Below are 11,452 nucleotides of genomic sequence, written 5' to 3'. Positions count from 1 at the left end.
CCGATCAGCGATTGGCGAATTTCCCGACGTTGCGCCGGGCGTCGTTGACGACGGAGTCGATATGGGCGGAAAGCGCCGACGAGATCCCCGCATCATCCGGATTGGCGATGGGCGGGGCCGCCAGCGCGGCGACCGTCGTTGAGACCTGCGGCTGGCTGCTTTGGATCTGGTTGCTCTGGATCTGGTTGCTTTGGACCGGGTCCGGCGTTGCGGCGGGCTCCGTCTCCTGCGGCGAGGTCACCTGCTTGCTCGTGTCGATGCGGACCCGTGTCCCGTCGGCGAGGTCGGGTCGGGCCGGCGAGAGCACCGCTATGCCGCGCGAGATATCGCCGATGACCTCGACATTACGGCTGCCGCGGATGCCGACGCGCACAGGCACGCGCTCGAGGCGGCCGTTGTTGACGGTCTGCACGAAATCACCCGAGACCGCTTCGGCCGGGATGATTGTCGCCGATGGCTTCTCACGGAAGATGATGTTGGCTTCCACCGACATGCCGATCCGCAGCGGGGTATCGTTGGGCAGCAAGAGATACACGCGGAAGGTCTTGCGGGTCGGATCGCCCTTCGGCGTGATCTGCGAGACGCTGGCGCGCAACGCCTGCGCGGGGAACGCTTCGCTGCGCAGAAGCGCCTTCTGGCCGACCGCAATGCGGCTGATTTCCTCTTCATTGACCTCGGCGACGACCTGCATCGGCAGCGGTGGCCCAACCCAGAACAGCACATCGGTGGGGCCCGCGATCTCGCCGACTTCGCCGTCACGCCGTAGCACCATGCCATCGAGCGGCGCGCGCAGCACGAGCTGGTCGATCCTCGTTTGCTGGGCGGCAATACGGCTCTTGTATTCCTGGACACGGGTCCAGCGCTGCTCATATTCCTTCTGCGTGGCGTCGTCCTTGGTGCGGTCCTTCGTGGCGCGATCGAGGTCGCGGTCCGCCTGCTGGCTCGAGATCTGCAATTCGTTCAGAGCGTTGCGCTCTTCGGCGTCGTCCTGGCGGCCGAGCACCTGGCCTGCCTTCACCGTCTTCCCCTCGCAGATGCAGAGGTCGATCAAGCGCCGCCGCTGCAGCGGCACGACCTTGGCCCAGCGAGCGGGCTCGACTGTGCCGGTGCCATAGATCGCTTCCGAGACTGGCGCTATGGTCGCAATGCTCGTCGTGACCGTCTGGAGGTTGTAATAGTTGGTGTAGCCGTAATAGCCGCCGCCGGCGCATGCCGCGAGGAACGCAATTCCCAATATGCGAAAGATGCTCATCGCGGTTCTCTCTGGCCTAATAGCCGAATTTCTTGCGCAGCCCGGGCATCTGCTTGAGGAAGTCGTCGATGTCGTCCTTGGAGATGTTCTTGCTGAGTGCGTCCAGCGGATTGTCATCGCTGGAGGACTTGGGCGGTTGCGGAGGGGAGGCCGTGGCGGCCGGGGCAGGCGCCGCGCTAGTCACCGTTGGGGCGGGAACCACCGGGGCCGTGCGTGAGTAATCCGCCACCGGAGGCGCGGTCGGAGCGGGCGTGCTGGTCGCCACGGCGCGCCACTTTCCGGCGTCGCTCTTGGCCTTGTAAACATCGTCCGCGTTCATCCGCTTCTCCAGGACGCCCATGAGCTGGCTGGAGCCGTTGCGGAACTCATCCACTCGGGAGGCGCCGTTGACGATGTAGGCCCACTTATAGGCCTCGACATTGCTCTTCTCGACGCCGCGCCCGGTGGCATAGAGGCCGGCAAGGATCAGCATTGCGTGCGAATGGCCCTGATTGGCGGCGCGGCTGAACCAGCGGAACGCTTCCTGGTCGGACCGCGGCACGCCGACGCCGGCCGAATAGAGTGCACCGAGGTAGAACTGAGCTTCGTCGTCACCGGACTGCGCCGCCCGTAGATAGCGGCTCGCCATGTCCTGGTCGAAAACTGCGTCCGCCCTGGCCGAATGGGGGCTTGCCAGCAAGGCGTAGCAGATGATCGCTAGTACGGCTCGCTTCATGGCTCATGGCCTCAAAATTTCTAAGGCAAGAAAAGCATCTCAACATCAATCGCCGAGTTCCGTCGCGTCGCCGGCTACATATGCGTCGACTATACCGGCACCACGGTTCAAGGATCGGGTCGTGAGCAAGGTGCCACAGCATCGGAAGGCACCGTCACCGCAGTCGCAATTAGGCCATTCGCAATTACAAAACGACCGCACAACTCAACAAGCGGTGGACCATTATCAATTCGGGAGCCATCGACGAGCAACTTCGCAGCGAACGTGCCTGCCGGGTCGATCGCCAAGCGCGCATCTTCGAAGCCGAGCCAGCGGCCAGTCAGAGGGTACCAGGCCTTATAGACGGATTCCTTCGCGCTGAACAGCAGCCGATCCCAGTGCGTCGTCGGAAATGCGCGCGACAACGCAGCTAGCATCCCGGACTCTCCCGGGACTGTGATCGATTCCTCAACGTCGTCAGGCAGACGGCCGTTCTGTTCGGTATCGATGCCGATGCTCGCAAACACGCTTTGGGAGGCAACTGCGGCAGCCCGGAACCCGGCGGTGTGAGTTATGCTGCCGACTACGCCTGCCGGCCACAGCGGTTCGCGTTTCGGACCTGCGCGGATTGGAACCGGAGCGTACCCAAGCTTGGCGAGTGCGTCCCGCGCGCAGCGACGCGCTGTTATAAACTCGCGGCGACGGGATTCGACTGCGTTCGCAACAAGAGCTTCCTCTCCCGGAAAACTCTGCTGCCCCGGTACATCCTCAAAAGTCTCGACCGCCACGACGCCGTGGGGCAGGAGCTGTTCGATCATGCCGGCAGCACCTTCCTCGGCATTGGCGGCTTGCTGCGCCTGCTCCACTCGCGCGGATAACCGATTGAGACCTCCTCAAACCGGACGCCGTCATAGTAGGCTGTCCGCGGGATGTGCAGGTGACCATAGACAACGACGCTGGCACGAAAGCGAACATGCCAATCGGCGGTGCGGGTCGTACCGCACCATTGCGCGAATTCCGGAAATCGCAGCGCTTGGGTCGGCTGGCGGATAAGCGGCCAGTGCCCAACGAGGATCGTCGTCACCTCGGGCCCCAGGGCGAGCAACCGGCGTTCGGCGTCTTCCAACCGCGCGCTACACCACGATTCTCGATCCGGATAAGGCGCCGGATGCAGCAGCACCTCGTCGGCGCAGACCACCCCGGTCTCGTGCGCGTACGCGAGAGACTCCTTCTTTGTTGTTGTCCCGGGCGCGAGCCAGGAATGGTCATAGAGCAGGAATAGTGGCACGATAGTTACAGGACCGCTCTGGTCCTGCCAGATCGCATACTTGTCTTCTGGCGTCAGAATGTCGTTGTCACGGCACATCTGGACGAGAGCTTGGTAGCGGGCCACGCCTTTGAGCTGGACGGGGTCGTCACGAAGGGTCCACAAATCGTGGTTGCCGGGTGTCCAAATCACCTTCGCATACCGGCGCCGCAATAGCGAAAGCGTCTTCTCTATCTTACTGAACGTATCGTCCACATCACCGGCCACAATCAGCCAATCGTCGCTCGATTCCGGGTGCATTTCGTCGATGATGCGTTTGTTCTCCGAGAATGAACCGTGAAGATCACTGGTGGCAAACAGGGATCCCGGCACCTCGACTCCTCTCAGCCTCGCTTGTCGCCCGATCGAACGACATCCGCCCAGTCTGGACGCTGGGAACAAGTATAATTAGACTGGCAATCCATTAAAGTGGAAATCTATCCTGGCGGAATTTGGGTGCTGAAAAAGCTCTTGAGATGATGACCGCCATGGAAATGGAAAAAAGTTCGGGCTGAAGCAGATATTGTTGTAGCTTTGGCCGCAAGCATTGAAGCAGCGGGTTCACGTGTGGAGGGTCCAAAATTGCGGTTCCATCAACCTGACCACCCCAAACTCGACGCTAAGTGTGTGGCCCTCGTCACATTCGTATTCGCTGCGCCGTATTAGTTTGCTGCTGATGTCGGCAGACTCCACTTCGTTTGTAAAATTGTTTGACGTTCACGTGCGCCTTGTGACCCAATCGGGGCGGTGCTTGGTTTTCAATTTGTAAGACCGATCGCTGACAAGCGCATCATCCGTTCGGTTGAGGACATCGAGCAGCATTTTAGTGTCTCGTCGAAGCTTGCAACGGATGTGAGGGAGGAATCGCCGGGACGAAGTTGAAAGTCCAGCACTGCGCGTCGAAGGGCCACGCTTAGTGGCCAACGATTTCTGGATACCAGTATGAGTTGTAGCTTACTTGTTTTTGACGTGATTGGTCGCCATGCAGCATCTCAGCTCAACGTATGACCTGTTAACCGGTTCGGCGTTGATCAGTTACCGACTGTCGCTGTCGGAAAATCCCTGGTCGGCGCATCACGAGGTCTTCGATCGCGTCTCCTTGGTGGGGACCGGGTTATTGGAACTGGCCCTGACGGCGGGGCTTGCCGTGGGCAGTCCGCGGGTGTTGGAGCTGACGCCGGCCGCTCCGCTGATGATTTCGACCGCGAGCAGATCGCGGGTGAAGATTCAGGTGCAGGCTGCCGATGCGCAGGGGCATCGTGCCTTTTCTCTCCATGGTCTGGATGAGGCTTCGGGCGCGGACGGCTGGATTCTTCATGCGATGGGCGTGCTGGCGGGGGCCGAGGAGCGAGGCCAAGAAGAGTCGGCTGTGCCGCTTCTGGAGGCGCGGGCCCCGGAAGGAACGGCGCAACTCGACATTTCGACTCTCTACACGCGATTGAGTGCACAGGGATCCGATTGCGCGCCGGCATTGCAGGGACTGACCGGAGCTTGGCGCTGCGGCGAGACGATCTATGCGGAAGTGGCTCTGCCCGCCGGCACGATATCCGGCGCCGGCGAGCACGGGATTCATCCCGCGCTTTTTGATGCTGCGTTGCATGTGTTTGCTGCGGAGGGTTTTGCCGCGGCCGAAGGCGGCATACCGTTTCCAGTTTCGTGGTCGGATGTGACGCTTCACACACACGTGGCCAGCGAGTTGAGGGTACGCCTTGATCTGAGCGGATCTGAAAGCTCGGAGCAGAGGTCGGCCTCAATGTTGTTGTGGAATGAGAAAGGGCAGCCGGTCGCAACGGTGGGGTGTGTGACGCTCCGCCGGGCTGGAGGCGAGCCAGTGCTCGAGCATCACGTTGAACAAGCGCCGTCTCCGGCACCTTTGCGTGTGCGGGAAAGCTCGGAGCGTCCTCGCACAGCGGCGCGAGGCCCGGTCGTATCAGCCCTGCGCCATCGCTTGAGCGGGTTGCCCGAAAACGAGCGGCTCGGACGTCTCGTGGTTCTGGTGCAGGAGAACATCGCGGAGATTTTGGCGTTGCCCAATGCCTCGTCCGTGCCCGCGGATGCGCCGCTGAAGGGACTTGGGCTGGACTCCATGATGGCGGTCGAGCTGCGCAACCGCCTGTCGGTGCGGGTGGGGATCAAGCTTCCGACGACGCTGGCATTCGATTATCCGACTCCGGAGGCGATTGCGGCGTTGCTTTTGCGCCAAGTCTTTCCGGAACTGGATGTGATCGCTGGGACAGCTCCCACGCAGTCGCGCGCCAAGGACGAGCCGATCGCAATCGTCGCAATGTCGTGCCGCACGCCTGGGGAAGTAAAGGATTCGGAGGCCTACTGGACGCTGCTCGCGGAAGAGCGCGATGCGATCGGACCGTTTCCGGCGCGCTGGGATAGCCATGCGCTGTACGATCCGGATCCGGAGACGCGGGGTAAGAGCTACGCACGTGAAGGCGGCTTTCTATACGACGTCGATCAATTCGATGCGGGCTTTTTTGGGATCGCGCCACGCGAAGCAGTGTCGATGGATCCGCAGCAGCGACTGGTGCTGGAGGTCGTGTGGGAGGCGCTGGAGAAGGCCGGGCTTCAGCCGGAAGCGCTGAATGAATCGAGTACGGGCGTTTATCTCGGCGCGATGCGGAGCGATTACCGGCAAAGCGGGATCTCTCTCGAGTCGATGGATGGCTATGCTGAGACAGGCCAGGCCAGCAGTGTGCTGTCCGGGCGAGTGTCTTATGCGCTGGGTCTGCAAGGCCCGGCGATGACAATCGATACCGCGTGCTCCTCGTCGCTGTCTGCGCTGCATCTGGCGTGCGCGGCGCTGCGGCAGGGCGAGTGCGATCTGGCGCTGGCGGGCGGTGTGCAGGTGATGAGCACGCCGTCGGTATTTGTGGAGTTCAGCCGGTTGCGCGCCGTAGCGCCGGATGGGCGTTGCAAGAGTTTTTCGGACGGCGCCGACGGTGCCGGCTGGAGTGAAGGCTGCGGCGTGCTGGTGCTGAAGCGTCAGTCGGATGCGGAACGGGATGGCGACGAGATCCTGGCGCTGATCCGGGGCTCGGCGGTGAACCAGGACGGGCGCAGCCAGGGTCTGACGGCGCCGAACGGTCCGAGCCAGCAGCGGGTGATCCGTGCGGCGCTGTCGGCGAGCGGCGTAAGCCCCGACGAGATCGACGTCGTGGAGGCGCACGGTACCGGAACCAGCCTCGGTGATCCCATCGAGGCGGGCGCGTTGGCCGCAGTGTTCGGGCCGACGCGGCGCGCGGATCGTCCGCTGTGGCTGGGCTCGTCGAAGTCGAACCTCGGGCACACGCAGGCAGCGGCGGGCGTTCTCGGCGTGATGAAGATGGTGCTTGCGCTCAAGCACGAGGTTCTGCCGAAGACGCTGCATGCGGAGCATCCCAGCCACCAGATCGAGTGGGACGGCAGCGGGCTGTCGCTGCTGCAGCAGGCACGTGCGTGGCCGCGTGAGGCCTCGCATGTGCGCCGTGCGGGTGTGTCGTCGTTCGGCATCAGCGGGACCAATGCGCATGTCGTGATCGAGGAGGCGCCGGCGCGATCGAAGGCTGCCCGCGGTGAGGTGAACGGCGCGGCTGAAGCGTCATCGTCATCGCCCTTGATCCCGCTGCTGGTGTCCGGTCGTGACGAAGCAGCTCAGCGCGCGCAGGCGGGTCGGTACGGCGAGTGGCTGTCGCAGCATCCTGATGCGGACTGGCGCTCCGTGGTGGCGACGGCGGCGTTGCACCGGACGCAGTTTGCTTCGCGTGCCGCGATCTCAGTGCGCGATGCGGCGGAGGCGGTGGAGGCGCTGCGTGCGCTGGCCGAGGGTCGCTCGCATGCGGCGGTGTCGGTCGGCGAAGCGCGCGATCGTGGTCGTGTGGTGTTCGTGTTCCCCGGACAGGGCAGTCAGTGGCCATCGATGGGCCGAGCCCTGTTGGCGGAATCGGCGGTGTTTGCGCAAGCGATTGCAGCCTGTGAGAGGGCGTTGTCGCCCTACACGGACTGGTCGCTGACGTCGGTGCTTCGCGGGGATGAGGCTCTCGAAGCCTGCCTGCTGGAGCGGGTGGACGTGATCCAGCCTTCGCTGTTTGCGATGAATGTCGGCCTGGCGGCGGTGTGGCGCAGTCTCGGACTGCAGCCATCGGCGGTTGTGGGCCACAGCCAGGGCGAGATCGCAGCCGCCGTGGTTGCCGGCATCCTGTCGCTTGAGGACGGCGCGCGGGTCGTGGCGCTGCGCAGCCAGCTGTTGCGCCGCCTGACCGGACACGGCGCCATGGCGGTGACGGAGCTTGCGGCCTCGATCGTGGAAGAGCGGCTGAAGGCCGCGGAGTGGTCCGGCTTGTCGGTGGCGGTGGTGAACACGCCGGGCTCGACGGTCATCTCGGGGCCGACTGAAGTGGTCGAGCGCTGGGTCGGCTGTCTTGGTCAGGAAGGCGTGTTCTGCCGGCAGGTCAATGTGGACTACGCCTCGCACAGCGCGGAGATGGATCCGATCCTGCCGGAGCTGGAAGGCTTGCTGTCGGATCTGGCGCCACAGCCAGGTCAGGTGGCGATGATCTCGACGGTGACGGGAACGCGCTGCGAGGGAGCGTCGCTGAATGGGGCCTATTGGTGCCGGAACCTGCGGCAGACGGTGCGGCTGGACCTTGCGCTGGCCGAGCTGATCGGTAGCGGGCACGGCGTGTTCGTGGAAGCGAGCGCGCATCCGGTGCTGGCAATGCCGCTGTCTGCGGCGAGCGGTGAGCATGGCGTGGTGGTGGGATCGCTGCGCCGTGACGGCGGCGGGATGTCGGAGCTTTTGCGCAATCTCGGCGCGCTGCATGTTCATGGTGTTGGTGTCGACTGGGCGAAGGCTCTCGGTGCGAGTGCGACGGCACCTGTTGCGTCACTTCCGACCTATGCGTTCCAGCGGCAGCGTTACTGGCTGGAGGCTGAGAAGGCGAGTGGGGACGCCGCGACGATGGGGCTGTCGGATGCGTCGCATCCGCTGCTTGGCGCTGCGACGCCGCTTGCGGAGAGCGACGGGTTTTTGTTGACGGGCCGGTTGTCGTTGTCGGAAGCGGGCTGGCTTGGCGACCATGCGGTGTTCGGGACGGTGCTGCTGCCGGGGACCGGGCTGCTGGAGCTGGGCTTTGCGGCGGCGCGTGCGGTTGGATTGACTGAAGTGTCGCAGCTGACGCTGCTGGCGCCGCTGGTGCTGCCGGCGGAGGGTGGTGTCCGGCTGCAGGTTCAGGTTGATGGTGCCGAGGCAGGCGGCGGAGGCCGGGACCTGAGCATCTATAGCCGAGTGGAAGATGCGGCTGAGGGCGGGTCGTGGACGCTGCATGCGCAGGGCGTGCTGGGCGAGGCTGCGGAGCAGGAAGCCGCGCAAGAGAGCGGGCTTGAAGTCTGGCCGCCTGTTGGCGGCGAGGCGATCGACCTGAGCGGTCATTACGCGCGGATGCAGGCGCGGGGCTACGGCTATGGGCCGCTGTTCCAGGGTCTGGTCGAGGCCTGGCGGGTTGGTGATGCCGTGGTTGGGCGGGCGGTGCTTGCGGAAGCGCTGTGGCCGTCGGCGGACGAGTACGGCTTGCACCCGGCGCTGCTGGACAGTGCGCTGCATGTGCTGAGTTTTGATCGTGTGGCAGGCGCCGATCTCGACGGCGGTGCTGACGCTCCGCTGCTGCTGCCGTTCGAGTGGTCGGAGGTATCGCTGGCAGCGACGGGTGCGCGTGAGCTGCGGATCCGGGCCTCGGTCGAGCGCAGCGGCGAGGGCGAGGCGCTGGCGCATCTGCAGCTTGCGGATGGTCACGGGCGTGTGGTGGCGCATGTCGGGGGCTTGCGGCTGAAGCAGGCGAGCGAAGCGCAGATCCGCGATGCCGCGCGCAGCGAGGCGCAGCATCTTTATCGTCTGGAATGGCGTGCGGTCGCCTTGGGTGAGAGCGGAACTCAAGCGCTTGCCCCGCCGGTGATCGTCGGAGGCGACGGCAAGCTGGCCGCAGCTCTGGGGCTTGATCACGCCGAGAGCGTATCGGCCCTTGTTACGCGCCTCGACGAAGGCGGAGCGATCCCCGCTCAAATCGTGTTCGACCATCTGTCTGATCCGGCTGAACCAGCAGGCCCCGTGCTTGCGGCGACGCATGCGACGGCGGAGCGTGGCCTGGCCGAGCTGCAGGGGATTTTTGGCGAAGCGCGGCTGAACGAGACGGCGGTGATTTGGCTGACGCGGGGCGCGGTGGCGACGGGTCCGGATGAAGGCGCAAGCGGACTGTCGCGGGCGCCGCTGTGGGGTCTGGTGCGGAGCGCACGTGCGGAACATCCGGATCGGCGGCTGCAGCTTGTCGATGTCGATGTCGTGCTTGCAGATGCATCGCTGCTGGCGAAGCTGACGTCGACGACGTCGGAGCCTGAGCTGGCGCTGCGCCATGGTGCGGTGCTGGCACCCAGGCTGGCGCGCACTGGCGCGGGCACACTTCAGGCACCGGCGTCAGCGCCGGATTACCGCGTGGTGGTCACCGATCCCGGCCGGCTCGACGGCGTCAGCCTGGTGGCAGCACCGGAGCTGTCGGAGCCATTGGCACCAAATGATGTCCGGGTCTGCGTGCGTGCGGCCGGCATGAACTTCCGCGATGTGCTGATCACGCTGGGGCAGATTGCCTCGCCCGGCATCGGGTTCGAGTTTGCCGGCGTGGTGGAGGCGGTCGGCGCGGACGTGACGTCGGTTGCGGTTGGCGATCGCGTATTTGGCTGTGGGCGCGGCTGTTTTGGCACACGCGCGGTCACAGTGGCCGAACAGCTTGCAAGGGTCCCGGCGGGGATGTCGTTCGAGGCGGCGGCGACGATCCCGCTGGCCTATCTGACGGCGCTGTATGCGCTGCAGGAGCTCGGGCATATCAGGTCGGGTGATCGGGTTCTGGTGCACGCGGCGGCCGGCGGCGTCGGGATGGCTGCGGTGCAGCTGTGCCGTCACTTCGGCGCGGAGGTCTATGGCACGGCGAGCCCGGGTAAATGGCCGGTGCTGGAACGGATGGGACTGGACGGACGGCATATCGCCAACTCGCGCGATCTAAGCTTCGAGACCCAGTTCCGATCGGCAACCAAAGGCGAGGGCGTCGATATCGTTCTCAATGCGCTGACGGGCGAGTTCGTCGATGCCTCGCTGCGGCTTTTGCCGCGGGGCGGCCGCTTCCTGGAGATGGGGATCGCTGATGGGCGTGACGGTGCTGCGATCGCCGCAAAATACCGTGGCGTGAGCTACCATGCGTTCGTGCTGCCGACGGATCGGATGCCGGCGCTCTTGAAGCAGATCATGGGCTTGTTTGCGCAGGGCGTGCTAAAACCGTTGCCCTATGTTGCCTACGACATCAGGCAGATGCCGGCAGCGCTGCGGCAGATGGCGCAGGGTCGTCATGTCGGCAAGCAGGTGGTGCAATTGCCGCGGCGTCTTGCCGCCGGCGGCACGGTGCTGATCACGGGCGGTGCGGGCGAGCTCGGCCGCGAGGTCGCGCGGCACCTTGTGACTGAGCACGGTGTGCGTCATCTCCTGCTGACGTCGCGTCGCGGCATGGCCGCGCCTGGCGCGAGCGAGCTGTTGGCGGAGCTCGAAGGGCTGGGTGCGCAGACGGTCGAGCTGGTGAGTTGCGACGTCGGAGATCGTGACGCTGTCAGCAAAGTCTTGCGCGCGATCGCGCCGGAACGTCCGTTGACGGGCGTGTTCCATCTGGCAGCTTTGCTGGACGACGGCATCGTGCCGGCGCTCAACGTCGAGCGGCTGGAGCGGGTGCTGCGGCCCAAACTCGATGGCGCCTGGCACCTGCACGAGCTGACGGCGGATCAGGATCTTGCGGCGTTCGTGCTGTTCTCGTCGGTGGCAGCCCTTGGCAGTCCGGGCCAGGCGAACTACGCGGCGGCGAACGTGTTTTTGGATGCGCTTGCGGCGGAGCGGCGACATCGTGGTCTGGCCGGGCAGAGCCTGCTGTGGGGGCTGTGGGAGCAGCGCGGCGTCGGCATGACGGCGCATCTGGGCCGGGCCGAGCTGATGCGGATGCGCCGGCAGGGCGTGCAGGCGCTGTCGCTGCAGCTCGGGCTCGCGCTGCTGGATGCGGCGCAGGCGCAGCCTGAGGCCATGCTGGTCCCGATCCATCTGGATGTCGGCGCGATGCAGCGCCAGCTCAGTGACGACGTGCCGGCGCTGTATCGCGGCCTGGTGCGCAGCGGCTTGCGGCGGGCATCA

At 64.9% G+C, this 11,452-nt stretch carries 5 protein-coding genes and 1 pseudogene; 2 read left to right on the top strand and 4 right to left on the bottom strand.

Features of this window, described 5'->3' with window-relative positions:
* Window positions 1-4: 4 nt before the first annotated feature.
* From UP06_RS28035 to UP06_RS28020, 4 genes are all read right to left on the bottom strand, one after another.
* Window positions 5-1,252, bottom strand: a complete 1,248-nt coding sequence (locus UP06_RS28035) for an efflux RND transporter periplasmic adaptor subunit (protein ID WP_050032155.1) — start codon at window positions 1,250-1,252, stop codon at window positions 5-7.
* Window positions 1,253-1,268: 16 nt separating this feature from the next.
* Window positions 1,269-1,967, bottom strand: a complete 699-nt coding sequence (locus tag UP06_RS39320) for a tetratricopeptide repeat protein (RefSeq protein WP_050032151.1) — start codon at window positions 1,965-1,967, stop codon at window positions 1,269-1,271.
* Window positions 1,968-2,074: 107 nt separating this feature from the next.
* A complete protein-coding gene (locus tag UP06_RS28025) occupies window positions 2,075-2,764 on the bottom strand; it encodes a 4'-phosphopantetheinyl transferase family protein (RefSeq protein ID WP_045007157.1) in 690 nt (229 codons plus the stop codon).
* Window positions 2,761-3,585, bottom strand: a complete 825-nt coding sequence (locus UP06_RS28020) for a metallophosphoesterase family protein (protein ID WP_045006923.1) — start codon at window positions 3,583-3,585, stop codon at window positions 2,761-2,763. Before UP06_RS28020 ends, UP06_RS28025 begins: the two co-directional genes overlap by 4 nt.
* Before the next feature lie 649 nt (window positions 3,586-4,234).
* On the opposite strand from UP06_RS28020, the pseudogene UP06_RS42735 reads away from it, so the two are divergent.
* Together UP06_RS42735 and UP06_RS28015 are read left to right on the top strand one after the other, a co-directional pair.
* Window positions 4,235-5,068: pseudogene (locus UP06_RS42735) on the top strand (polyketide synthase dehydratase domain-containing protein); the annotation flags it as partial.
* Between the two features lie 132 nt (window positions 5,069-5,200).
* A partial coding sequence (locus UP06_RS28015; RefSeq protein WP_245305563.1) for a type I polyketide synthase occupies window positions 5,201-11,452 on the top strand: 6,252 nt, incomplete at its 3' end.

The organism is Bradyrhizobium sp. LTSP857, from assembly GCF_000938285.1.
Taxonomy (GTDB): domain Bacteria; phylum Pseudomonadota; class Alphaproteobacteria; order Rhizobiales; family Xanthobacteraceae; genus Bradyrhizobium.
Note: the sequence above shows the minus strand (reverse complement) of the source record. Positions and strands in the feature narration are given on the sequence as shown.